The sequence below is a fragment of the Pseudomonas laurylsulfativorans genome (genome assembly GCF_002906155.1).
Lineage (GTDB): Bacteria > Pseudomonadota > Gammaproteobacteria > Pseudomonadales > Pseudomonadaceae > Aquipseudomonas > Aquipseudomonas laurylsulfativorans.
This window is the reverse complement of sequence record NZ_MUJK01000014.1, coordinates 78,243-102,483: the sequence shown is the minus strand read 5'-3', so window position 1 is coordinate 102,483 and position 24,241 is coordinate 78,243. Positions and strand designations below refer to the sequence as shown.

Annotated in this window: 23 protein-coding genes; 8 read left to right on the top strand and 15 right to left on the bottom strand. The window is 60.5% G+C overall.

The window, feature by feature from the left end:
• Positions 1-21 precede the first annotated feature (21 nt).
• Positions 22-492 (top strand): MaoC family dehydratase, encoded by a 471-nt coding sequence (locus B0D71_RS27790; protein WP_095967928.1) that lies wholly within the window; start codon positions 22-24, stop codon positions 490-492.
• 128 nt (positions 493-620) lie between these two features.
• On the opposite strand, the gene B0D71_RS27785 is transcribed toward B0D71_RS27790, so the two are convergent.
• The gene (locus tag B0D71_RS27785; protein ID WP_103397557.1) at positions 621-1,088 is read right to left on the bottom strand and encodes a ferritin-like domain-containing protein; all 468 of its coding nucleotides are present in this window, start codon (positions 1,086-1,088) and stop codon (positions 621-623) included.
• Between the two features lie 203 nt (positions 1,089-1,291).
• Here B0D71_RS27785 and B0D71_RS27780 point away from each other — a divergent pair, with 203 nt between their 5' ends.
• Together B0D71_RS27780 and B0D71_RS27775 are read left to right on the top strand one after the other, a co-directional pair.
• Complete coding sequence (locus B0D71_RS27780) at positions 1,292-1,528, top strand: DUF3820 family protein (RefSeq protein WP_003227425.1); 237 nt, start codon at positions 1,292-1,294, stop codon at positions 1,526-1,528.
• A 19-nt stretch (positions 1,529-1,547) separates the two neighbouring features.
• Positions 1,548-2,729, top strand: coding sequence for an aminotransferase class V-fold PLP-dependent enzyme (locus B0D71_RS27775; protein WP_103397556.1), 1,182 nt, complete (start codon positions 1,548-1,550; stop codon positions 2,727-2,729).
• 207 nt (positions 2,730-2,936) lie between these two features.
• On the opposite strand, the gene B0D71_RS27770 is transcribed toward B0D71_RS27775, so the two are convergent.
• From B0D71_RS27770 to zwf, 3 genes are read right to left on the bottom strand one after another with little or no spacing between them, the layout of a single operon-like run.
• Positions 2,937-3,602 (bottom strand): bifunctional 4-hydroxy-2-oxoglutarate aldolase/2-dehydro-3-deoxy-phosphogluconate aldolase, encoded by a 666-nt coding sequence (locus B0D71_RS27770; RefSeq protein ID WP_103397555.1) that lies wholly within the window; start codon positions 3,600-3,602, stop codon positions 2,937-2,939.
• A gap of 17 nt (positions 3,603-3,619) precedes the next feature.
• Positions 3,620-4,333 (bottom strand): 6-phosphogluconolactonase, encoded by a 714-nt coding sequence (gene pgl, locus B0D71_RS27765; protein WP_103397554.1) that lies wholly within the window; start codon positions 4,331-4,333, stop codon positions 3,620-3,622.
• Positions 4,320-5,789, bottom strand: coding sequence for a glucose-6-phosphate dehydrogenase (gene zwf, locus B0D71_RS27760; RefSeq protein ID WP_103397553.1), 1,470 nt, complete (start codon positions 5,787-5,789; stop codon positions 4,320-4,322). The genes pgl and zwf overlap by 14 nt, the downstream gene beginning before the upstream one ends.
• 228 nt (positions 5,790-6,017) lie before the next feature.
• Between zwf and B0D71_RS27755 the strand changes: the two genes are divergently transcribed.
• Positions 6,018-6,878: a MurR/RpiR family transcriptional regulator gene (locus tag B0D71_RS27755; RefSeq protein ID WP_170948639.1), complete on the top strand. Its 861-nt coding sequence runs from the start codon at positions 6,018-6,020 to the stop codon at positions 6,876-6,878.
• Between the two features lie 150 nt (positions 6,879-7,028).
• Here B0D71_RS27755 and B0D71_RS27750 read toward each other — a convergent pair whose 3' ends face one another.
• The 11 genes from B0D71_RS27750 to edd all read right to left on the bottom strand — a co-directional run bounded on the left by B0D71_RS27750 (position 7,029) and on the right by edd (position 20,721).
• On the bottom strand, positions 7,029-7,883 hold the full coding sequence (locus tag B0D71_RS27750; protein WP_103397552.1) for a D-hexose-6-phosphate mutarotase: 855 nt from the start codon (positions 7,881-7,883) through the stop codon (positions 7,029-7,031).
• 191 nt (positions 7,884-8,074) lie between these two features.
• Entirely contained in the window at positions 8,075-9,421 is a 1,347-nt protein-coding gene (locus tag B0D71_RS27745) for a carbohydrate porin (RefSeq protein WP_103397551.1), read from the bottom strand.
• 206 nt (positions 9,422-9,627) lie between these two features.
• Complete coding sequence (locus B0D71_RS27740; RefSeq protein ID WP_103397550.1) at positions 9,628-10,788, bottom strand: ABC transporter ATP-binding protein; 1,161 nt, start codon at positions 10,786-10,788, stop codon at positions 9,628-9,630.
• Between the two features lie 4 nt (positions 10,789-10,792).
• A complete protein-coding gene (locus tag B0D71_RS27735) occupies positions 10,793-11,638 on the bottom strand; it encodes a carbohydrate ABC transporter permease (protein ID WP_103397549.1) in 846 nt (281 codons plus the stop codon).
• Positions 11,631-12,539, bottom strand: coding sequence for a carbohydrate ABC transporter permease (locus B0D71_RS27730; RefSeq protein WP_008056768.1), 909 nt, complete (start codon positions 12,537-12,539; stop codon positions 11,631-11,633). The genes B0D71_RS27735 and B0D71_RS27730 overlap by 8 nt, the downstream gene beginning before the upstream one ends.
• Before the next feature lie 160 nt (positions 12,540-12,699).
• Positions 12,700-13,998 (bottom strand): ABC transporter substrate-binding protein, encoded by a 1,299-nt coding sequence (locus tag B0D71_RS27725; protein WP_103397548.1) that lies wholly within the window; start codon positions 13,996-13,998, stop codon positions 12,700-12,702.
• 117 nt (positions 13,999-14,115) lie between these two features.
• The gene (locus B0D71_RS27720; RefSeq protein ID WP_103397547.1) at positions 14,116-15,375 is read right to left on the bottom strand and encodes a D-mannose isomerase; all 1,260 of its coding nucleotides are present in this window, start codon (positions 15,373-15,375) and stop codon (positions 14,116-14,118) included.
• A gap of 185 nt (positions 15,376-15,560) precedes the next feature.
• Positions 15,561-16,988: an ATP-binding protein gene (locus B0D71_RS27715; protein WP_205886065.1), complete on the bottom strand. Its 1,428-nt coding sequence runs from the start codon at positions 16,986-16,988 to the stop codon at positions 15,561-15,563.
• Positions 16,989-17,019: 31 nt separating this feature from the next.
• Positions 17,020-17,751: a response regulator gene (locus tag B0D71_RS27710; protein WP_103397545.1), complete on the bottom strand. Its 732-nt coding sequence runs from the start codon at positions 17,749-17,751 to the stop codon at positions 17,020-17,022.
• Between the two features lie 187 nt (positions 17,752-17,938).
• Positions 17,939-18,898, bottom strand: coding sequence for a glucokinase (locus B0D71_RS27705; RefSeq protein ID WP_103397544.1), 960 nt, complete (start codon positions 18,896-18,898; stop codon positions 17,939-17,941).
• On the bottom strand, positions 18,895-20,721 hold the full coding sequence (gene edd, locus B0D71_RS27700; RefSeq protein WP_103397543.1) for a phosphogluconate dehydratase: 1,827 nt from the start codon (positions 20,719-20,721) through the stop codon (positions 18,895-18,897). The genes B0D71_RS27705 and edd overlap by 4 nt, the downstream gene beginning before the upstream one ends.
• Before the next feature lie 220 nt (positions 20,722-20,941).
• Here edd and gap point away from each other — a divergent pair, with 220 nt between their 5' ends.
• The 4 genes from gap (at position 20,942) to B0D71_RS27680 (ending at position 24,241) form a co-directional block, all read left to right on the top strand.
• Positions 20,942-21,943 (top strand): type I glyceraldehyde-3-phosphate dehydrogenase, encoded by a 1,002-nt coding sequence (gap, locus tag B0D71_RS27695; protein ID WP_103397542.1) that lies wholly within the window; start codon positions 20,942-20,944, stop codon positions 21,941-21,943.
• A 150-nt stretch (positions 21,944-22,093) separates the two neighbouring features.
• Complete coding sequence (locus tag B0D71_RS27690) at positions 22,094-22,558, top strand: methylglyoxal synthase (RefSeq protein ID WP_103397541.1); 465 nt, start codon at positions 22,094-22,096, stop codon at positions 22,556-22,558.
• A 77-nt stretch (positions 22,559-22,635) separates the two neighbouring features.
• Positions 22,636-23,154: an RNA polymerase sigma factor gene (locus B0D71_RS27685; RefSeq protein ID WP_103397540.1), complete on the top strand. Its 519-nt coding sequence runs from the start codon at positions 22,636-22,638 to the stop codon at positions 23,152-23,154.
• Positions 23,155-23,275: 121 nt separating this feature from the next.
• Positions 23,276-24,241, top strand: coding sequence for a FecR family protein (locus tag B0D71_RS27680; RefSeq protein WP_103397539.1), 966 nt, complete (start codon positions 23,276-23,278; stop codon positions 24,239-24,241).

The following is a 24,241-nucleotide window of genomic DNA, read 5'->3' as shown; positions in this document are numbered from 1 at the left end:
TCGTCACAGGAATTGAGACAGATGACACAGGTTACCAACACCCCTTACGAAGCCCTCGAAGTCGGCCAGACCGCCAGCTTCAGCAAGACCGTCGAAGAGCGCGACATCCAGTTGTTCGCTGCAATGTCCGGCGATCACAACCCGGTGCACCTGGACGCCGAATACGCCGCCAGCACCATGTTCAAGGAGCGCATCGCCCACGGCATGTTCAGTGGTGCACTGATCAGCGCGGCCGTCGCCTGCGAATTGCCTGGGCCAGGGACTATCTACATTGGCCAGACAATGAGCTTTCAGAAACCTGTAAAGATCGGCGACACCCTGACCGTACGCCTGGAAATCCTGGAAAAATTGCCGAAGTTTCGCGTGCGCATTGCCACCCGTGTGTTCAACCAGCGCGATGAACTGGTAGTGGATGGCGAGGCGGAAATCCTCGCGCCGCGCAAGCAACAGAGCGTGACGTTGACGGAGCTGCCAGCCATCAGCATCGGTTGATTGACGGGGCAACAGCAAACAATGTGGGAGCGAGCTTGCTCGCGATAGCGTCAGATCAGACAACATCACTGTTGAATGTCAGGCCCTCATCGCGAGCAAGCTCGCTCCCACAGTTTTTTCAGCGTGATTTACGAACGTGCACGCGCTTGGTTACGCAGGGCTTTGACCTGGTCGTGGTTACGTTGTACGCCGTGGTACTGACGCTCAACCAGGTCACGAATGCCCACCAGGTTGTGCTTGTTGATTTTCTCCATGGCATCCCGATAAGCCTTCAATGCATGGTCCTCACCGCGCTCGGCTTCATTGAGTACAGCCTCCTCGCCCTTGCCGGTGAACATCGACTTCACGTCGACCCAACGCCGGTGCAGGTCGCCGCTGACGCTGGTGGAGGTTTCCGGATCGCCACCCATCGAACGTACGGCAGACTGCAATTCTGCAGCCGCCGTCCCGCAATCAGCCGCACGGTTGATAAACAGGGTTTTGAGTTCAGGGTGCTTGATGTCTTCAGCGCAAGTCTTGAACCCGGCCTGACCGTCCTTACTGGTTTCAATCAGGTCGTTGAGTACAGAAATCGCTTCTTTGTTCATGTCGGTCATTTTTCAATTCCTCACGGGTGATGAAAGATGCAATGAGTAGTGCACCCTGCATGCCAGCCTGGAATCGTTTATTTATTCTTTATTTTTCAAACAGTTATCTATTTTCAAGAAATCTGTATCCGTTTTATTTGCATGATCTGTCATTTGGCCTGCATGCAGAATGCCTGTATTTTCCAGACTGACTGAATCAAGACGACCGATCGATGAATCCTGAAAAGCTCGAACTGCTGATCACCCGCGAAATGCCCTTCGGCAAGTACAAGGGTCGAATCATTGCCGACCTGCCCGGCCCTTACCTGAATTGGTTCGCCCGGGAGGGTTTCCCCCATGGCGAGTTGGGCGGTCTGCTGGCCCTGATGCAGGAAATCGATCACAACGGTTTGTCGGACTTGCTCGAACCGCTGCGCGCCAAACACGGCAAGCCGGCCCCGCGCCACTGAATCACCTATCGAGTACCCCATGCCCGACAACACCCGCCGCGCCCGTGATGAAGCCTTCTGGCAAACCTTTGCCGACCGTTACGATGTCGAACCCGGCCCGCTCAATCTGGAAAACGGTTACTTCGGACGCATGTCGCGCACGGTAGTCGAGGAATACCAGCGCAACATCGAACTCATCAATCGCAGTAACTCGGTGTACGTGCGTCAGCGTTTCGAACAGGACGACAGCCTGAAGATCCGTGCGCAACTGGCCAGGTTGATTGGCGTACCCGCCGGCAGCATCGCCCTGACCCGCAACGCGTCGGAAGGTTTGCAGTCGCTGATCCGCAACTACAGCCGGCTCCAGCCCGGCGATCAAGTACTGGTCTGCGATCTGGAGTACGACACGGTCAAAGGCGCCATGCGTTGGCTGGCACGTAATCGCGGCGTTGAAGTTGTCGAAATCGAACACACGCACCCGGCAACTTTCGACAGTCTGCTGAACACCTACCGCGAAACCTTCGCGCGGCACCCACGGCTGAAGTTGATGGCCCTGACCCACGTCACCCATCGCACGGGCCTGGTGATGCCGGTGCAGGCGATTGCAGCCGCGGCGAAGGAACATGGCATCGACGTCATCCTCGATGGGGCCCATGCCCTCGGCCAGATCGAATTCGACCTCACCGAACTGGGCATCTACTTCGCCGGTTTCAACCTGCACAAGTGGATCGGCGCGCCGTTGACGCTCGGCTTTATCTATATCGCCCCCGAGCGCCTGGCCGACATCGACCCGGACATGGGTGAGATGCATTATCCGCCGACTGACATCCGTGCCCGCACCTCGTACAGCACCCCCAACATCCCGGCGCTGCTGACCCTGCCGCTGGTGCTTGAAGAACATTGGGCGATGGGGGGCGCCGCGGCCAAAGGCACGCGCCTGAATTATCTGCGCAACCTGTGGGTGCGCGAAGTTCGCGGACTTCGGGGCATCGAGGTGTTGACCCCGGATGATCCACGGTTGTATTGCGGCATCACCTCGATGCGCTTTACTCAACAGGCCGATCAACAGTTGATGGTCGAAAGGCTGCTCAACGACTACAACCTGTTCACCGTGGTGCGCAGTGGCGCGGCTTGCGGGCCGTGCATCCGCGTGACACCGGGATTGACCAGCACTGCCGACCATATGCAGCACTTGATCACCGCGCTGAAAGAACTGCGCTGAACACTCACCACTGTGCGAGCGAGCCTGCTCGCGATGGTCGTGAACGAAAACGCGTGAAACCTGATGCCCGGCGTCGCCCTCGGGTTTTTCGCGAGCAAGCTCGCTCCTACAAGGATTAGCGCAGTTTTTTACGGGCAAAAAAAACGGTGCACCGACCAAGCGCACCGTAAAGCCGTAGAACACACAACGAAGTGTCGGGTGAAGCAATCAGTCCAGCAGCGCCAAGGCCTCGGCGGTGCATTCCTGAATGCGGGCCCAGTCGCCGTTCTTGATCCACTCCGGATCAAGCATCCAGCTACCGCCCACGCACATGACGTTTTTCAACGCCATGTAGCTCTTGATATTGGCCGGGCCCACGCCGCCGGTCGGGCAGAATTTCACTTCGCCGAACGGGCCGCCCAAAGCCTTGATGGCTGCAACACCACCGCTGACTTCCGCCGGGAACAGCTTGAAGCGGCGATAACCCAGACCATAGCCTTCCATGATGCCCGAGGCATTGCTGATGCCCGGCAACAGTGGAATCGGGCTGGCGACGCTGGCTTCCAGCAAGTCACGGGTGATACCCGGCGTGACAATGAACTGCGAACCCGCCGCTTCGGCCGCGGCCAGCATGTTGCGGTCGAGTACGGTGCCGGCACCGGTCACCAGCTCCGGACGCTGCTCGCGAAGAATCTGGATGGCCTTGAGGCCGAACTGCGAACGCAGGGTCACCTCCAATGCGGTCAGGCCACCGGCAGCGAGGGCATCGGCCAACGGCAGGACGTCCTGCTCGCGGGCAATGGTGATCACCGGCAGAATCCGCGCTTTCGCGCAGAGGCTGTCGATCAGGGCAACTTTGTCCGCCATGGAAACGGTCGGGGATGGGTTTGTCATAGCGGCTGTTCCTTGGCTCATGGGCACCAGTAAATCTCTAACGTGGGTTGCAGAAATGCGCGCACAGGCATTGCGGCGACATCGTCACCGGCCAGTGCGGTACTCAGGGTGGTCAGCTTGGACTGACCGGAAATCGATAGAACCTTATGTTTGGCCGAGGCCAGTAGCGCACGGCTCATGGTCAGGCGCTGATGCGGCACGGTCGGCGCCAGCATCGGCCAGCAGCGACGGATGCCATCGGCCTGCAATGCCTCGGCAAGGTTCGGGCTGTTGGGGAACAGCGACGCGGTGTGGCCGTCATCGCCCATGCCGAGGATCAGCACGTCGATCACCGGCAGTTCGGACAGCAAACGGTCGGCCTGCTCGGCCGCCTGTTCAAGGTTGGCGCTGGCGCTGTACAGGCTCAGGAACTGCGCCTTGGCTGCCGGGCCTTGCAACAGATAGCGCTTGATCAGGCCGGCGTTGCTGTCGGCGTGCTCGACCGGCACCCAGCGCTCGTCGGCCAGGCTGACCACCACGTTCGACCACTCCAGCGCCTGCTTGGCCAGGTGCTGGAAAAACGCCACCGGGCTGCGGCCACCGGACACCACCAGGGTCGCAGTGCCCTGGGCGTCGATCGCATCGCTCAGCTGCTTCGCCACGTTCAGTGCCAGGCTTTCCGCCAGCAGCACCGGGCTTTTGAACGCATGGGCGCTGACGCCTTGAGGCAGTTTCATTTTAGATATCGCCATACCACGACCTCCCGTCCCGCGTGATCAGAGCAATGGAACTCATCGGCCCCCAGGACCCGGCCGCGTACGGCTTGGGCGCATCACCGGATTTTTTCCACCCGGCGATCAACTGGTCACACCACTTCCACGCGGCTTCGATTTCATCTTTACGGACAAACAGGTTCTGATTGCCGCGCATCACTTCCAGCAACAACCGCTCGTAGGCATCGGGAATCCGTGCGCTGCTCCAGGTGTCGGAAAAATTCAGCTGCAACGGACCGCTGCGCAGCTGCATGCCTTTATCCAGGCCTTGATCTTTGGTCATCACGCGCAAGGAAATGCCTTCGTCCGGTTGCAGGCGGATAATCAGCTTGTTGCTGATTTGCAGGCGCTGCTCGGGAGCGAAGATGTAGTGCGACGGTTCCTTGAAGTGAATGACGATCTGCGACAGCTTCTGCGGCATGCGCTTGCCGGTACGCAGGTAAAACGGCACGCCGGCCCAGCGCCAGTTGCGGATGTCGGCACGCAGGGCAACGAAGGTTTCGGTATTGCTCTGGGTGTTGGAATTGGGTTCTTCCAGGTACCCGGGCACCGCTTTGCCTTCGCTGTAGCCGGCAATGTACTGGCCGCGCACCACCTGCGTGGTCAGGCCCTCCGGGCTGATCGGCGCCAGGGCCTTGAGCACTTTGACCTTCTCGTCACGGATGCTGTCGGCGGACAGGTCGGCCGGCGGGTCCATGGCGATCAGGCAGAGCAGTTGCAGCAAGTGGTTCTGGATCATGTCCCGCAGTTGGCCGGCCTTGTCGAAGTAACCCCAGCGGCCTTCGATACCGACCTTCTCGGCCACGGTGATTTCCACGTGGGAAATGTAGTTCTGGTTCCACTGGGTTTCGAACAGGCTGTTGGCGAAACGCAGGGCGATCAGGTTCTGGACGGTCTCTTTACCCAGGTAGTGGTCGATGCGGTAGGTGCGGTTCTCCGGGAAGAACTGCGCCACCGCGTCATTGACCTTGCGCGAGGATTCCAGGTCCGAACCGATGGGTTTCTCCAGCACCACACGGGTGTTTTCCGCCAGGCCGACCTTGGCCAGGTTCTCGCAAATCGCGCCATACACAGCGGCCGGGGTCGCAAAGTAGGCGATGACCCGCTGCGCACTGCCAGCGGATTCGGCCAGGGCCACGTAATCTTCGGAATTGAGGAAGTCGACGTGCAGGTAACTCAGGCGTGCCAGAAAACGCTCGAGCACCGCTTCGTCCAGCTCTTTGGCACCGACATAGCGGCGCAGCTCCGAGGCAATGAACGCCAGGTGCTCCTGCTCGCTGCCCGCCTCACGGGCCAATGCGATGATGCGCGTGTCCTCGTGCAACAGGCCGGCGCCGTCGAGTTGATAAAGGGCAGGAAACAGCTTGCGCAAGGCCAGATCGCCCAAGGCGCCGAACAAGGCAAAGGTGCACGGTTCAACCGTAATCGAGAGCATGATGTTTGTTCTTTTATCAAGTTAAGCTACAAATACCTTTTTTCAAGGCATCACTCAAGGGAAAATGTAGTAATAACCACAACATTTTCGCAAAATACAGATTCCGAGTGGTGGTCGGTCAGAGCCATCAGTAGGATAGGCCACCGTTACGGGCCTCACCAAAGGCCCTTTTTGCATTAGCCGCGCGCTTATCGGTGCCGGTGAATCAAGGATACTTATATGGACCGCGTGCGAAATTTACTGGAGCAAATCCAGAATCGCCTTGAAGAGCTGAACAAGGCCGAACGCAAAGTCGCCGAGGTGATCCTGCTCAACCCGCAGCAGGCCACCCGCTTCAGCATCGCCGCCCTCGCCCAGGCCGCCTCGGTCAGCGAACCGACGGTCAACCGTTTCTGCCGCTCCTTCGGCGTCAGCGGCTACCCCGAGCTCAAACTGCAACTGGCCCAGAGCCTGGCCAGTGGTGCCGCCTATGTCAGCCGTGCGGTGGAAGCCGACGACAATCCGGAGGCCTACACCCAGAAGATCTTCGGCAGCGCCATCGCCTCGCTGGACAGTGCTTGCCAGGCACTGGACCCGAACCTGATCAGCCGCGCCGTCGACCTGCTGATCCAGGCCCGGCAAATCCACTTCTTCGGCCTCGGCGCCTCGGCCCCCGTGGCACTGGATGCGCAGCACAAGTTCTTCCGTTTCAATCTCGCCGTCACGGCCCACGCGGATGTGCTGATGCAGCGCATGATTGCCTCGGTAGCCCACACCGGCGAGTTGTTCGTGATCATTTCCTACACCGGCCGCACCCGCGAACTGGTGGAAGTGGCGCGCATTGCCCGGGAAAACGGCGCCTCGGTACTTGGCCTGACCGCCGAGAACTCGCCGCTGGCCAAGGCCAGCACCCTGAGCCTGAATATTCCGCTGCCGGAAGACACCGACATTTACATGCCGATGACGTCGCGGATCATTCAGCTGACCGTGCTGGACGTGCTCGCCACCGGCATGACCTTGCGCCGGGGCGTGGATTTCCAGCCGCACTTGCGCAAGATCAAGGAGAGTTTGAATGCCAGCCGGTATCCGGTGGGTGATGAATTCAACTGATCCGAATTCGCGCCTGACCGGTCCGGCCTCATCGCTGGCAAGCCAGCTCCTACAGGTTCAGCGGCGGTCGCAGTTTTTGTGCTCGACGCGGACACTGTAGGAGCTGGCTTGCCAGCGATGGGGCCAATCCAGGCACCGCGAGATTCAGAACTAGACCCCCACCCGCGCCTGCAGGCTCAAATGCGCCCGCTCCCCAGGTTTCAGGCACAGGCTGTCGGTGCCGCCGCTCGCCGCCTCTACACAGACAAATTCGGATATCTCGTTCCAGGTAACGCCCAGCAACGGACGTGAACCGGGATGCCACACCACCGTGTCTGCCGTTTCCCCGGTATCAATGCACAGCGCCCGCTGCCAGGCGTGATCGTTTAGCTGCAACTCGCCGTCATGCTGGAACACCCGCTGACAACCACCGTCCACGCGCAACTCGCCTTCCTGCTGACAGACCTGCCGGTTCAACTGGTCGTAACCCTGCGCCCCTTCGAGCCCAGACAGCGCTATCTCACTGACATCGCCAATACGCCAGTAAGCATGCAAAGCCTGGCTCAACTGGCAGGGCATGTCGTCCTGATGCTCGGTGCTCAGGCGTAGTTCCATGCGTTCACCCAGGTGAGCGTGCAGGTCCACCTGCCAGTCGCACAACTCAAGCCGCCAGTGCAAACGCACACCATCATCGTCACTGCTGCTGTCGAGCAGCTTCCAGTCGAGCAAACGCGCCCAGCCATGGGACGGCCAGGCGTTTTCGCTCGGATGACGGCCATACCACGGCCAGCACACCGGCACGCCACCGCGAATGGCGCCGACCTGCGGCCACTTCGCCGCGCACCACAGCCAGGGTTTCTGGCCCTTGGGCTGGAAGTGCAGCAACTGCGCGCCCTGACGACTGAACACCGCCTGACACAGCGGATGATCGATCACCAACACGTCGCGCTTCTGATAGCGCTCCCACGCAAACACCGGTCGTTCGCGCAAGGATTTGAAGAAGCGTTGTAGCGGATGCTCAAGCATGTGCCACGGTCCTGAAAAACATGGTTGAACTCATACGGTTGTGCACAGTGAACCACTGTGGCGAGGGGGCTTGCCCCCTTCACCACAGTTGCGCTCGACACAACATGTCTTGTTAGCCCTCGCAAAAAAAAGCGGACAGCCATGGCTGTCCGCAAATATGCGCACATGGAGAGAAGCTTATCGCAGACGCGTTAGAACACCGACTGAATTTTCAGGCCGGCCACCAGCGCGTTATCGACTTCATCCACACCACCCGGGTGCGTGATGTATTGCAGGTTGGGACGTACAGTCAGCCAGTTGGTCACGTGGAAGCCGTAGTTGATCTCGTAGTTGTATTCGGTTTCACGAATGGGCGAGAACAGCGGATTGTCGTAATCCGAAACACCGTTGGAAGCGTTGACCAACTCGGCGTTCTTCTTCACGTCATCGTTGACATGGATACGGGCAAAACCGATGCCCACGTCATCCTTCGGACGTGCGTCGAACGGGCCCTTGTACACAAACATCAACGACTGGTAGTTGTCGATGAAGTTGGTGTCTTTGTCGTGGAAAGTGGCGTTGGCCGCGATGTTCAGACCGCGAGTAGAGTCACCGTTGTGGCTGGTGAGCTGCTGCTGCGCAACGAACCAGTAGCCGTGCTTGCTATCGTGGACGCGATAAGCGTTGCCGGTGGTCGCTGCGTCCTGGCCGTTGTCGTCCTCGAGAACGTCGTCGGCAGGGGCGGTACTTTTGTAGTAACCGACACGGTATTCGCCCGGCAGGCTGTTGACCTTCGGCGACCAGACCAGTTCCACCGGCAACACGGTGCCCGCGGTACCACTGCCACTGAGCTTGAAGCCGTTACCGTGCTCCAGTTGCGACGGGTTCTGGTTGTACGCGCCGATCTGGGCGTAGAGCTCGTCATTGATGTTGTACTTCACGCGGATTGCCGCCTGGCTGACCGGCCAGTTGTACCAGATGTTGGTCGCCCAGTTACCCACCTGGGAACCGCAGAACGCCAGGTTCTGGAACTCGCACGGGAAGGTGTTGAAGTCTTCGCCTTCACCGAAGTAACCGGCCTTGACGTCCAGTTTGTTGTCGAAGAACTGGTGCTGAATCCACAACTGGGTCAGACGCACCATGTGGCCACGACCGTAGACTTCCTGGGAGGAACTCAGGGTGCCGGCACGCGGATCGCCGATACGGTCGTTGGAGATGTTCTCACCGTTACGGTTGGTGAGCTGGACCTTGGCCTGGGTGTTATCCCAGCCGAACAGTTTCTCCAGGTCCAGCGCCGCGCCCAGGCCAAACTGGTCGGCATAGCGCGCGGTCTTGTCATCGTTGAAACCGCCATGCAGGTTGCCGCCGACTTCACCGACATAATCCATCTTGATGTCGATGCCTTGCTCGATCAGTTTGGTTCGCTCGCCACCCCAATCGCCCGTCATCCACTTGGAGTCGGAGCTGAACGCTTCATCGGCCATCGCATTGCCGGCCAGAACCAGTGCTGCCGCTGCTGACACTTGGCAGATCAACCGGGCCTTGTTCTTCATCTTCATCCCTACATCCTCGTTTTATTGTTATTAACTTTTCTTCTTTAACGCGGTTACATCAGTTGCGATGCGCGACAGGCCGCGCATCGCGGATTCCCCCCCTGTAGGAGCGAGCTTGCTCGCGAGAAACCTGAGAACACCGTGGGGTGTCAGGTTTCCAGTGTCATCGTTGACGTCCATCGCGAGCAGGCTCGCTCCTACAGATTTGTTCTTCAGCGGCCTTTGAATTGGGCCACGTTGTCAGCATGCGCCTCGGCTTTCGGCACGCCGGCAACCCCCAGTCGCTCCCCGGTCTTGGCATCGAACAGCAGCACTTTCGCCGGGTCGAATTGCAGCGTCAGGGTCTCGCCCACTGCCGGCGCCACGTCCGGTGCCAGGCGGCAGCAGACCTTGGTGTCGTTGAGATTGACGAAGACCAGGGTGTCGGGCCCGGTCGGTTCGGTAACCTGGACTTCGGCACGAATGGTCGGCAAACCGTTCGCTTCGCCGTTGGCCAGGATGATTTGTTCAGGGCGCATGCCGAGGATCACTTCGCGGTCTTCAAGACCGGCGTCCTGCATTCCCAGCGGCAATTCGCAACGGGCCTGGCCGCTGTCGAGCAACGCCAGCAGACGACCGTCCTTGCGCTGCAGGCGCAGTGGGATGAAGTTCATCGGTGGCGAACCGATGAAGCTCGCCACGAACAGGTTGGCCGGGTTGTTGTAGATGTCCTTCGGCGTACCGAACTGCTGGATGATGCCGTCTTTCATCACCGCCACTTTGTCGCCCAGGGTCATGGCTTCGATCTGGTCGTGGGTCACGTAGACCGTGGTGGTTTTCAGGCGCTGGTGCATCAGCTTCATTTCGGTGCGCATCTCGACCCGCAGCTTGGCGTCGAGGTTGGACAGCGGCTCGTCGAACAGATAAATCTTCGGCCGCCGCGCCAGCGCACGGCCCATCGCCACACGCTGCTGCTGGCCACCGGAGAGCTGGCCGGGTTTGCGGCTGAGCAGGTGTTCGATCTGCAACAGCTTGGAAACCCGAGCGACTTCTTCGTCGATTTCGGCGGTCGGCATTTTGCGGATCTTCAGGCCGAAGGCGATGTTGTCGCGCACGCTCATCGTCGGATACAGCGCGTAGGACTGGAACACCATGGCGATGTCGCGATCCTTGGGGCTCATTCCGCTGATGTCGGCGTCGTCCACCAGGATGGCGCCGCCACTGATGGTTTCCAGGCCGGCGATGCAGTTCATCAAGGTCGACTTGCCGCAGCCCGACGGGCCGACCAGGATCAGGAACTCACCGTCATCGATTTTCAGTTCGATGTTTTTCAGGGTGTCCGGCAAGCCCGGGCCGTAGGTCTTGTTGACGTTGCGTAATTCGAGAGTTGCCATCTTTCTACCCCTTGACCGCGCCGGACGTCAGCCCACGCAGGAAATACTTGCCAGCGAATATGTAGACCAGCAGTGTCGGCAGCCCGGCGATCATCGCGGCGGCCATATCAACGTTGTATTCCTTGGCCCCGGTGCTGGTGTTGACCAGGTTGTTCAGGGCCACGGTAATTGGCTGGGCGTCGCCACTGGCGAACACCACGCCGAACAGGAAGTCATTCCAGATCTGGGTGAACTGCCAGATCAGGCAGACCATCACGATCGGGATCGACATCGGCAGCAGGATCTTCAGAAAGATCGTGAAGAAGCCCGCGCCATCGAGCCTTGCGGCCTTGACCAGCGCATCCGGAATGCTCACGTAGTAGTTGCGGAAGAACAGCGTGGTGAACGCCAGGCCGTAGACCACGTGCACCAGCACCAGGCCGGTGGTGGTGTTGGCCAGACCGAACTTGCCGAGGGTGAACGAGGCTGGCAGCAGCACGGTCTGGAACGGCAGGAAGCAGCCGAACAGCAGCAGGCCGAAGAACAGTTGCGAACCACGGAAGCGCCACATCGACAGCACGTAGCCGTTCATGGCCCCGATGAAGGTCGAGATCAACACCGCCGGCACGGTGATTTTCACCGAGTTCCAGAAGTAGCCGCCCACCACGTCCCAGGCCTTGATCCAGCCGATGCCGTCGATCACGGTCGGCCAGCTCAGCAGGTTGCCGGTGCGGATGTCTTCCGGGGATTTGAAGCTGGTCAGCAGCATCACGATCAGCGGGATCAGGTACACCGCCGCGGCCAGCAACAGGGTTGCGTAGATCGCGATGCGGCTGAAACTGATGCCGGGTTTTCCGAGTTGATTAGTCATGGCGTTTGCCTCGCAGCTCGGAGTACAGGTACGGCACGAGGATGGTCAGCACGGCGCCGAGCATCAACATGGCACTGGCCGAACCGATACCCATCTGGCCACGGCTGAAGGTGAAGGAATACATGAACATTGCCGGCAGGTCGGACGAGTAGCCCGGACCGCCCGCGGTCATTGCCGCGACCAGGTCGAAGCTCTTGATCGCGATGTGCGCGAGGATCATGAAGGCACTGAAGAACACCGGGCGCAGGCTCGGCAAAACGATCTTCAGGTAGATGGTCGGCAGGCTCGCACCATCGACTTGCGCGGCACGGATGATCGACTGATCGACACCGCGCAGGCCGGCGAGGAACATCGCCATGACAAACCCGGAGGCTTGCCACACGGCGGCGATCACCAGGCAGTAGACGACGCGATCCTGATCCACCAGCCAGTCGAGGCGGAAGCCCTCCCAGCCCCAGTCACGCAGCATCTTGTCCAGGCCCAAGCCCGGGTTGAGCAGCCATTTCCACGCGGTACCGGTGACGATCATCGACAGCGCCATCGGGTACAGGTAGATGGTGCGGATGAAGCCTTCCTTGCGAATGCGCTGGTCCAGCAGCACCGCGAGGAACACCCCCAGCACCAGGCTGATGCCGATGAACATGCCACCGAACAGCGCGAGGTTCTTGCTCGCGACCCACCAGCGGTCGTTGTCCATCAAGCGCATGTATTGCTGCAGGCCGACCCACTTGTAGCTCGGCATGAAGCTGGAGTTGGTGAAGGACAGAATGAACGTCCAGATGATGTAACCGTAGAAGCCAACCAACACGATCAGCATGCTCGGCGCGAGTACCAACTTGGGTAGCCAGCGTTGCAGCGCATCGAACGGTGAGGCTTTGCTGAAAACCGCCACAGAGCTCATCGGGATAATCCAGTCAGAAATTGAAGTACCACCTGTAGGAGCTGGCTTGCCAGCGATTCAGGCACCGCGGTGTGTCAGGCACACCGCCATCGCCGGCAAGCCGGCTCCTACAGGAGAACGTATCGAAAGTGACCGCGGCGCATGGCCGCGGGACCAGGAATTACTGGGCCGCTTTGACAGCCGATGCCAGTTGGGCGCTGGCCTTGGCCGGGTCAGCATCCTTGTCGTTCATGAAGTTGGTGACCACGTCGAAGATCGCGCCTTGCACAGCCAGGGAAGTGGCCATGTTGTGCGCCATGCTCGGTTGCAGGCCGCCGGTCTTGTCGTCGGCGATGAAGTCCTTCGCCGCCTTCTGCGCGCACTCGTCGAAGCCGAGCTTGTCCATTTCGTTCAGCATGTCGTTACGCACCGGGATCGACCCCTTGTTCATGCTGAAGACTTTCTGGAAGTCGGTACCCAACGCCACTTTGGCCAGGTCTTGCTGGGCAGCGATGTCGCCCTTGCGATCGGCTTTGAGCTTGAACACCGCCAGGGAGTCGATGTTGTAGGTGAAGGCCTTTTCCGTGCCCGGGAACGCCACGCACTGGTAGTCCTTGCCGGCGACTTTCTTCGCGGCAGTCCACTCGCTCTTGGCCCAGTCGCCCATCATCTGCATGCCAGCCTTGCCGTTGATGACGTCAGCGGCCGCGATATTCCAGTCACGACCGGCGCGGTTCGGGTCCATGTAAGTGGTGATTTTTTTCAGCTCGGTGAACGACTGGGTCATCTCCGGGCCGGACAGGGTTTTCTGGTCCAGGTCGACCAGCGCTTTCTTGTAGCCGTCAGCGCCCATGACCGAGAGCACCACGTCTTCGAACACGGTGCTGTCCTGCCAAGGCTGGCCGCCGTGGGCGAGCGCGATGAAGCCTGCGGCTTTGAGCTTGTCGCCGGCGGCATAGAATTCTTCGAGGGTCGTCGGGGCTTTTTCGATCCCGGCTTTCTTGAACACTTCCGGGTTGATCCACAGCCAGTTGACGCGGTGGATGTTCACCGGCACGGCGACGTAGTCACCTTCGTACTTCACGGTGTCGGAGACTTTCTTCGACAGCAGGCCATCCCAGTTTTCCGCCTTGGATACTTCTTTCAGCGCGTCGGTGCTGAGCAGGCCGGTGCTGCCCCACTCCTGGATGTCCGGGCCTTTGATCTGGGCAACGCCTGGCGGGTTGCCGGCTACGGCGCGACTTTTGAGTACGGTCATGGCCGTGGAACCGCCGCCACCGGCGACTGCGCCGTCCTTCCAGGTGAAGCCGTCTTTTTCGACTTGGGCCTTCAGGACATCGACCGCTGCCTTTTCACCACCGGAGGTCCACCAATGAACGACTTCAACGGAACCTTTGGATTCGGCAGCCAGGACACTGAGGGGGAGCGCAGACAGGGAAGCGAGAGAAATGACAGTAGCGAGGCGAGAAATCGCATTCATCTAGGAGCACCTTTCTTGTTGTTATGCATGCAAGTCTGTTGCTTGCGCTGCATAGGATTTTAAACAGGGGATATCCCCTCGCAGGTAACGAAGGGATGCGCGAATGTCACCGCATGGTTACATAGAACCGCTCTGGGACAGCTGCGCCAGCGCCGTGGCCATGCTTGGCGCCAGCGCCAGGCGCGGAATCAACACGGCTTGCCAGGCGTGATAAAGGTCAGGTTTGCCGGGCCAGATGTCGGCACTCGGGCGGTTTTGCGGGTCGAGTTCGTGATGCCAGCTGCCGCCTTCGCGGTCGATGAAATGACTGTCACAGAATTCCCAGAATAGTCGGTACCACTGCTCGTATTGGTCTTCACCGGTACGCTTGAGCAAGGCACTGGCGGCGGCACTGGCTTCGCAATGGGTCCAGTGCAGGCGATGGCGGACCACCGCTTTGTTGTCCCAGTCCAGGGTGTAGACAATCCCCGGCGCACCATCGATATTCCAACCGTGACGGCAATTGTGCTCGAAGAGTTTTTGCGCGTCGGTAACCAGCCAGCCCGGCGTGAGCATCCCCGCTCTCACCCGCGAAGCTTCGAGGTGCAGCAACAGCCGCGCCCACTCGAAACCATGACCCGGGGTGGTGCCGTAGGGGCGGAAGCCGTCGGCCGGATTGTCGTGGTTGTAGTCCCGCAGCGGCTGCCAGGCACGGTCGAAATGCTCGATCACCAGGTAATCGTTGGCGGCGGCGTGGCCATGGATCACTCGCTCGACGATACGCTGGGCACGGCTCAGCCAACGGTTGTCATCGGTGACATCCGCCAGTGCGAGGAATGCTTCAGTGGCGTGCATGTTGCTGTTGGCGCCCCGGTACGCCTCCTCTTCGCTCCAGTCGCGGTTGAAGGACTCGCGCATGGCGCCCTCTTCTTCGCTCCAGAAGTACGTGTCGATGATGTCGATGGCATCATCGAGCAAGGCTTGTGCACCGGGACGTTGCGCGACCACCGCAGAACTCGCTGCCAGCGCGACGAAAGCATGCAGGTAGGCGTTCTTGCCGGTGTTGCCATCGCGATGTTCGGCCGTGGCGAACCAGCCACCCTGCAGCGCATCCCGCAACGGTCCGCGCAGCGCCGCGATACCGTGATCGACCAGCCCGGCAAAGCCCGGCAAGCCCTGAATATGAGCCATGGCGAAGCTGTGGGTCATGCGCGCGGTGTTCATGGTCTGGGCTTGCGCATCAGCCGCAAGGCGACCTTTTTCATCGAGATTGCCGAAGCCTTCAGGCAGCTTCGAAGCCTTGGCAAACGCCAGCAGGCGCAAGCCTTCGGCGGCAAGCCATTGCTGATGGGCAGGTGCGTTCAGCCAACGGCTGAAGGCGGGTTGGAAGGTGTCCATGGCGTACCTTTTTTGTTGTTATGACTGCAGGGCAGCATAAACAACGGACGAAGGCGGGCTTGTAACGAAGGGGGTGGGTTATGTCACCAGGCTGTGACAATCAGACTTGTAGGAGCTGGCTTGCCAGCGATGACATTCTTGAATACGCCATCGCCGGCAAGCCGGCTCCTACAGGGACAGGTGCGTCAATCGATTGATCGGGGTAGCTGCAGGGTCACCCGCAACCCGCCTTCACGCAAATTCTGCAAGCTGACTTCACCCCCATGGCTATGGGCAATGTTGCGGGCAATCCCCAGCCCCAACCCATACCCCTGCTGCTGCCCGGCCAGACGGAAGTGCGGTTCGAACACCTGCTCCAGCCGCTGTTCCGGTACGCCCGGCCCTTCATCATCGACATGCAGGATGAACGCGCTTTCATCGTCATCGATGTGCAGGTGCGCGTTCTGCCCGTACTTCAACGCATTGTCGATCAGGTTGCCGATGCAGCGCTTGAGCGCCAGCGGTTTGCCCGGATACGTCGCCAGCGCCCGCCCCTGCTGGGTCACGCGACCATTGCCGTTCGGCGCTAGATAGGGCTCCACCAGACAGTCGAGCACGTGATTGAGATCCACCGGCTCGATGTTCTCGTGGATGTCGGTGTCTTTCACGCATTGCAGCGCGCCCTTGACCAGTAGTTCAAGCTCATCCAGATCGCGGCCGAACTTGGCTTGCAGCTTTTCGTCTTCGAGTAACTCAACCCGCAAACGCAAGCGGGTGATCGGCGTGCGCAGGTCGTGGGAAATGGCGCTGAACAACTGGCTACGCTCGGTCAGGTAACGGCTGATGCGCTCTCGCATGGTGTTGAAGGCGCGCCCGACCTCGACCACTTCGCTGCCACCGCCTTCGGCCACTGGTTCCACGTCTGCCCCCAACGACAGGTCCCGCGCCGCCCGCGCCAGGCGCTTGAGCGGTCGACTCTGCCAGTGCACCAGCAGGCCGATGAACAACAGCAAAAAACCGCTGGTGAGGACGATGAACCACACCTGCTGCGCCGGCAGGCCTTGCTCTTCAAGGCTGGTGTAGGGCTCGGGCAACAGCGAGGCGATGTACAGCCATTCGCCCGGTGCCATCTGGATCTGCGTGACCAGTACCGGCGGGTTCACCGGTTCCAGGGTCAGCGCGTAGTGCGCCCAGGATCGCGGCAACTCATCGAGCTTCAAGCCGCCATTGAAGATGCGCAGGTCTTCCGGGCTGACGAAGGTCACCGAGATGTCCGTGTCCTGGCCGAGGGACTGGCGCAGCACCTCGTCCACCGCTTTGAGCACTGCCTCTTTGCGCGGGGTGATGGGCAGCACTTCCATGCCCAGGGGTTTGTCATTGAGTGTCACCACAAACCGGGTGCCACCCATGCTGCGCAACTGGTCCAGCACCAGGGGCCGAAACGCCACTGGCAACGAACGAAAATAGCTGACACTGGCCGTCATCGAATGGGCCAGGCTGCGGGCGCTGGTGACCAAGCCTTCAAGCTGCGTGGCACGCAATTGCGACACCCAGATCACGCTCGACAACGCCTGGGCGAACAACACCGCCAGCAGGGTCAACAGCAACATCCGCCCGAGCAGCGAACGTGGCATCGGTACCTTGGCAGCGAGTTTGCGGAAAATCTCAGTGACCATTGCCGGCAACCACGTGGGCCGCCAATTGGTAGCCACTGCCACGCACGGTGCGGATCAGCCGTGGCGGTTTTTCCGTGTCGCGCAGACGCTGGCGCAACCGGCTGACCGCCATGTCGACGATGCGATCAAGGGGCATCAGTTCACGGCCACGGGTGGCGTTGCCGATGGTGTCGCGGTCGAGGATTTCCTGCGGGTGATCGAGGAACAGTTTCAGCAGCGCGAAGTCGGCGCCCGAGAGAATCACTTCTTCGCCGTCGATGTGAAACAGCCGATGGCTGACCATGTCCAGACGCCAGTCATCGAAGGCCAGCACCTCACCGCCGTTACGCTCCTGGCCGAACTGCGCGCGGCGCAGCAACGCCTTGATCCGCGCCTGCAACTCCCGTGGGCTGAACGGCTTGCCGAGGTAATCGTCGGCGCCCAGCTCCAGGCCGATGACACGGTCGGCTTCGTCGGAACTGGCGGTGAGCATGATGATCGGCACCTGCGCCTGGCGTGGATGCTGGCGAATCCAGCGGCACAGGCTGAAGCCGTCTTCGTCGGGCAGCATCACATCAAGGATCACCAAGTCGGCCGGCGCGTCGTTCAGCGCCTGGCGAAACCCGGCGCCATCGGCGGTGGCACGCACCTGGAAACCGGCGCGGGTCAGGTAGGTGTCCAGCAACTCGCGTATCTCTTGATCGTCATCGACCAACAAAATCGACTTGTTGACTGAGCTCACGGGGCGGCGTCCTTGTTGTTTGAATTGGGGCCGATTATGCCTGATGCGCTGAAACTGCAAACAGCTCAAAACTACTGTAGGAGCGAGCCTGCTCGCGATGGACTTGAAGGCACCGCGTACATTCAGAAAGCACGCGTTATCGTTGACGTCCATCGCGAGCAGGCTCGCTCCTACAGGTAATCGGGTTTCAAGTTGAGATTGATTGCTCCAGCGCCACACCCGCCCCCATCAACCCCGAAAACGGCGCCGTCACCAGCCACACCGGAATCCCCTTGAAGTAATCGCTCATGCAACCCTTGTCGGCGAAGCAACGGGCGAAACCGCTTTCGAGGAAAAAATCGGCAAAGCGCGGAATCACCCCGCCAACGATGTACACGCCACCACGCCCGCCGGTGGTCAGCACGTTGTTGCCGGCCACTCGACCGAGCCAGCAGCAGAACTGCTCCAGCACTTCCACGGCAATCGGGTCACCCGCCAGCCCGGCAGCGGTGATGGCTTCCGGTGTGTCGAGCACCGGCGTGTGCCCATCCACCGCGCAGATTGCCCGGTAGACGCGGGGCAAGCCGCCGCCGCTCAACGCGGTTTCAGCGCTGACGTGGCCGATCTCGTTGGAAATGTGCTGCCAGAGTTGGGTTTCACGCGGGCTGCTCAGTGGCAGGTCGACATGGCCGCCCTCCCCCGGCAACGCGGCGAATCGGCCTTCGCCCAAATCGAGCAAGGTGCCGACGCCCAGCCCCGTACCCGGGCCAATCACCACCGCCGGGCGCAACGGCTCCGGCGTGCCTTCGCAAACCACGCGATATTCGCCAGGCTGCAAACGGGTCATGCCCAGGGCCATGGCCGAGAAGTCGTTGACCAGTAACAATTGCTCGACCTGCAAGGTCTGGCAAAAGCCCTTGCGGCTCAGGCGCCAGTGATTGTTGGTGAACTTGAATTCATCGCCGCTCACGGGACCTGCCACCGACAGGCACACCGAACCGATCGAGCCAGGCGCCAGCCCCAGGCCGCTCAGGTAGAGGCTGATTGCCTCTTCCGGGCTGGGGAAATCTGCTGTCGCCAGCACCTGGACCGATTCCAGTTGCTGGTTTTTCCACAACGCGAAACGTGCGTTGGTCCCACCGATGTCACCGACCAAGGCCAGTTTCAATTAAGCGTCTCCAGGGCAGAAGTGAAGGCGCTGGCGCCCTGCTCCGCCGAGCTGAAGGCCATGCGCATGAAACCAAACAGTTCGCGACCGGTGCCGATGTTGTTACCCAACAGGCCCTTGGCCGGCGTGCGCGCTGCGAATTCTTCGGCGTCCACCTTAAGTTCCAGGGTGCCTTTGACGCCATCGACGCGGATGATATCGCCCTCTTGCACCCGCGCCAAAGCGCCGCCGACATAAGCTTCGGGGCTGACGTGGATGGCCGCCGGGATTTTCCCCGACGCGCCGGACATGCGCCCGTCGGTTACCAGCGCCACTTTGAAGCCGCGATCCTGCAACACGCCGAGGAACGGCGTCATCTTGTGCAGTTCCGGCATGCCGTTGGAGCGCGGGCCCTGGAAGCGCATCACCGCGACAAAATCCTTCTCCAGCAAACCGGCCTTGAACGCATCGGCCAGGTCCTGCTGATCCTGGAACACCATGGCCGGTGCTTCGACGATCTGGTTTTCCACGGCGACGGCGGAGACTTTCATCACGCCGCGACCGAGGTTGCCTTCCATCACCCGCAGGCCACCTTCCGGCGAGAATGCACGGGCGACAGGACGCAGGATGCTTTCATCGAGGCTGTCGGTCACGCCTTCACGCCACACCAGTTGGCCATTGTCGAGGAACGGTTCCTGGGTGTAGCGACTCAGGCCGTGGCCCATCACGGTGTTGACGTTTTCGTGGAGCAACCCGGCGTCCAGCAGTTCGCGGATCAAGAACGACATGCCGCCCGCCGCCTGGAAGTGGTTGATGTCGGCTTTGCCGTTCGGGTAGACGTGACTCAGGGTCGGCACGACTTCGGAGAGGTCGGCCATGTCCTGCCAGGTCAATTGAATGCCCGCCGCCATGGCGATGGCCGGCATGTGCAAGGTGTGGTTGGTCGAGCCGCCGGTGGCGTGCAGCGCGACAATCGAGTTGACCAGCGAACGCTCGTCGACGATTTCGCCGATCGGCATAAAGTCGCCGTTCTGCTTGGTCAGGCGCGTGACCTGGTGCGCGGCTTCGCGAGTCAGGGCATCGCGCAACGGTGTGTTCGGGTTGACGAAGGACGCGCCCGGCAAGTGCAGGCCCATGACTTCCATCAGCAACTGGTTGGTGTTGGCGGTGCCGTAGAAAGTGCAGGTGCCAGGGCTGTGGTAGGACTTCATTTCCGACTCCAGCAGCTCCTCGCGGGTCGCCTTGCCTTCGGCGTACTTCTGGCGCACGTCGGCTTTCTGCTTGTTGGAAATGCCCGACACCATCGGCCCGCCCGGCACGAAGATCATCGGCAGATGGCCGAAACGCAGCGCGCCCATCATCAGGCCCGGCACGATCTTGTCGCAGATGCCGAGCAGTAGCGCGCCGTCGAACATGTTGTGGGACAGCGCCACGGCGGTGGACAACGCGATCACTTCGCGGCTCGGCAGGCTCAGTTCCATGCCCGGCTCGCCCTGGGTCACGCCATCGCACATGGCCGGGGTGCCACCGGCGAACTGACCGACGGAGCCGATCTCGCGCAGGGCCTTTTTGATCAATTCGGGAAAGACTTCATACGGCTGGTGCGCCGAGAGCATGTCGTTATATGACGAAACTATCGCGATGTTGGCGGAGTTCATCATCCGCAGACTGTGCTTGTCGTCGCTGCCGCAACCGGCCACGCCATGGGCGAAGTTGGCGCATTGCAGCTGGCCGCGCATCGGACCGTCGCTGGCCGCACCGCGAATCAATGCAAGGTAAGCCTCACGCGTGGCGCGGCTGCGGGCGATAAGCCGTTCGGTGACCTCAAGGACGCGGGGATGCATGTGTAGAACTCCAGGCTAACGGATGTGGCGACCTGATTGTCTATGCTGATCAAAGGCCGGTGTCGATGGGATGACAGACGGTTTTCTTGATCGGTTGGACCAGTTGATTCAGGTCACTCGTTGTAGATTGAACAAAATATTGCCATCAAAAAGGCTTGTTTTCTATTTTTTTGCGAATAATCTTGTAATTCCAACAACAAAACGACGGTAGCGCAGACATATGACTCTTCGAATCGCAATCAATGGCTTTGGCCGCATCGGCCGTAATGTTCTGCGTGCACTCTATACCCAGGGCTACCGTCAGGATCTGCAGATCGTCGCCATCAACGACCTGGGCGACAGTGCTATGAACGCTCACTTGCTCAAGTACGACACCGTTCACGGCACGTTCGATGCCGATGTCCAGCACGACCAGGAGAGCCTGACGGTCAATGGCGACCGCATTTCGGTCAGCGCCATTCGCAATCCGGCCGACCTGCCCTGGGCTGCGGAAAAGATTGATGTGGTGTTCGAATGCACCGGTCTGTTCACCGACCGGGCCAAAGCCGCCGCGCATATTACGGCCGGTGCGCGCAAAGTGATCATCTCGGCCCCCGCCAAAGGCGCCGACGCCACCGTGGTTTATGGGGTGAACCACGACATTCTGCGCCAATCGCACCAGATTATTTCCAATGCGTCGTGCACCACCAACTGCCTGGCCCCGGTGGCCCAGGTGCTGCACCGCGAGCTGGGCATCGAAAGCGGTCTGATGACCACCATTCACGCCTACACCAACGACCAGAACCTGACCGACGTCTACCACACCGACCCGTACCGCGCCCGCTCGGCCACCCAGAACATGATCCCGAGCAAGACCGGCGCCGCCGAAGCCGTCGGCCTGGTGCTGCCGGAACTGGCGGGCAAACTGACCGGCATGGCGGTGCGCGTCCCGGTGATCAACGTGTCGCTGGTGGACCTGACCGTTCAGCTGAAAAAAGAAGCCAGCGTAGAGGACGTCAATGCGCTGATGAAAGAAGCCAGCCAGCACTCGAAGATCCTTGGGTACAACACCCTGCCGCTGGTCTCCAGTGACTTCAACCACAACCCGCTGTCGTCGATCTTCGACGCCAACCACACCAAATCCAGCGGCAAGCTGCTCAAGGTGCTGGCCTGGTATGACAACGAGTGGGGCTTCTCCAACCGCATGCTCGATAACTGCCTGGCACTGTGCAACGCTGAATAAGCAGCACGCCCCCCCGGTCTTGTAGGAGCGAGCTTGCTCGCGATGGATGTAAGGGCACCGCGCTCATTCAGGCGACCCTTGTCATCGTTAACGACCATCGCGAGCAAGCTCGCTCCTACAGGGTGCGTGTCATTTCTGGAGCAACAACCCATGATCGGCATCAGCTTTACGCAAAAGACCCTGGCGGCGCGCAAGCGTATCGCCCTGGTTGCCCATGACCACTGCAAGGTGTTCTTGCTGGACTGGGCCGAACGGCAAAAAGACAAATTGGCCCAGCATGATCTGGTCGCCACGGGCACCACGGGGCTGTTGTTGCAACAACGCCTCGACCTGCCCGTGGAGAGCATGATCAGTGGTCCGCTGGGCGGAGACCAACAGCTCGGTGCGCAAATCGCCGAGCAGCGGGTCGACATGCTGGTGTTCTTCTGGGACCCGTTCGAACCGCAGCCACACGACCCGGACATCAAGGCGTTGCTGCGGGTCGCGGCCGTCTGGAACATTCCGGTGGCCTGCAACGAATGCAGCGCCGACTACCTGCTCAGCAGCCCGTTGATAGATCAGGCGCATTCCCATCGGATTCCCGATTACGCGAGCTATCTACAGGGTCGCGGCTAAAGCTTCACAAATCAGTACTTGACCATTCGTGTGGATGATAAGCATTATCATTCGCTAGAAATGGATCAGGTCCTCCCGTGAGTCAGTCGCGCTTCAACCACGTTTTCCTCACCCAGCGCACCTCCCTGCTGCGCACGCTGGAACGGATGGTCAACAATCACAGCACCGCCGAAGACCTCTTGCAGGAAACCTACCTGCGAGTGACCCGTGCGTTGAGTGAACGGGCCATCGATCATCTTGAGCCCTTTGTTTTCCAGACGGCGCGCAACCTGGCGCTGGACCATCTGCGCGCGCGACGCATCCATTCGCGCACCATGGTCGACGACGTGCCGCAGGAGGTGGTGCACAGCGTCGCCGCCCCCACCAGCAGTGCCGAAGACGCCGCCCATGCCGAACAATTGCTGGAGCGCCTGAACGTGAGCCTCAGTGAACTCAGCGCCCGCCAACAGCGGATTTTCATCCTCAGCCGCCTGCACGGGCACAGCTACCAGGAAATCGCCGACGAGCTGAACGTGTCCCTCAGTACCGTGCAGAAAGAACTCAAATTGATCATGTCGATCTGCATCGGGGTTGCTGATCGCCTGAACGCCAATTGAGCATCAGGATCTTGCGCTTACCCTGACCGACTGCGCTGGTCATCGGGCTTTGCTACCCTTGGCACACTTTTTACGCTTCACTAAAAAAACAGCCGTGCACAGACACTGCCGAGGAAACACCGTGACGGACAACCACCGCTCCCCTGAGCCTTCATCGGCGCAGGACCCCGCTAGCGCGATGGACCAGGCCCTGGACTGGCTGATAGTGCTCGGCAGTCCCGACGAGGAGCAGACCCGCCAGTTCCATGCCTGGCTCGATGCCGACCCGCTCAATGCCCAGGCCTTCGCCAAGGCCCAGGCGATTTGGGACGGCCCGCAGGTAGCGCAATGCGCGCAAAGCCTGGCTGCCCGTCCCGCGAAAGTCTCTGTGCTAGGCCGCCTGCGTCCGCACTGGAAACCGCTGGCCACCGCCGCCGTGCTGTTGCTCGGCCTGTTCAGTTTCAGCAATCTGCCGATGCGCCTGCAGGCCGATCACCTGACCGTGGTCGGCGAGCGCCAGCGCCTGCAACTGGAGGACGGCTCCAAAGTCCTGCTCAATACCAATTCGGCGTTCTCCAGCACCATCAATGATCAACAACGTGTTGCCCGCCTGTATCAGGGTGAAGCGTTTTTCGAAGTACAGGCCAATCGCAGCCAGCCTCTGGAAATCGATGCCGGCCCGGTCACGGCCAGCGTTCGCGATACCGCGTTTGCCGTGCGTTACCTCGACGGCGTGGCACAGGTGCGGGTACAGCGTGGGGATGTCGACTTGCGCGCCACCCGTGACGATGCCCGAGTGCGCTTGTCCGCCGGGGAAAGTATCCGCATCGGCCCCAACGGCTTCGACCGCCCGGCCAAGCTGGATGCCGCCACCGATCTGGCATGGGTTCAGGGGCGACTGGTGTTTGAAAACTGCCCGTTGAACCAGGTCCTGTCAGAACTCCGCCGCTACTACCCGGGCTGGATCATCAACAACAACGAACAACTGGCCGATGTCGCCGTGACCGGCAACTATCGCCTCGATCAGCCGCTGGACGTGATCCGTTCCCTGGCCCACATCACCTCGGCCCGGCTCCAGGAATTCCCGGCGCTGGTCATCCTGAACTGA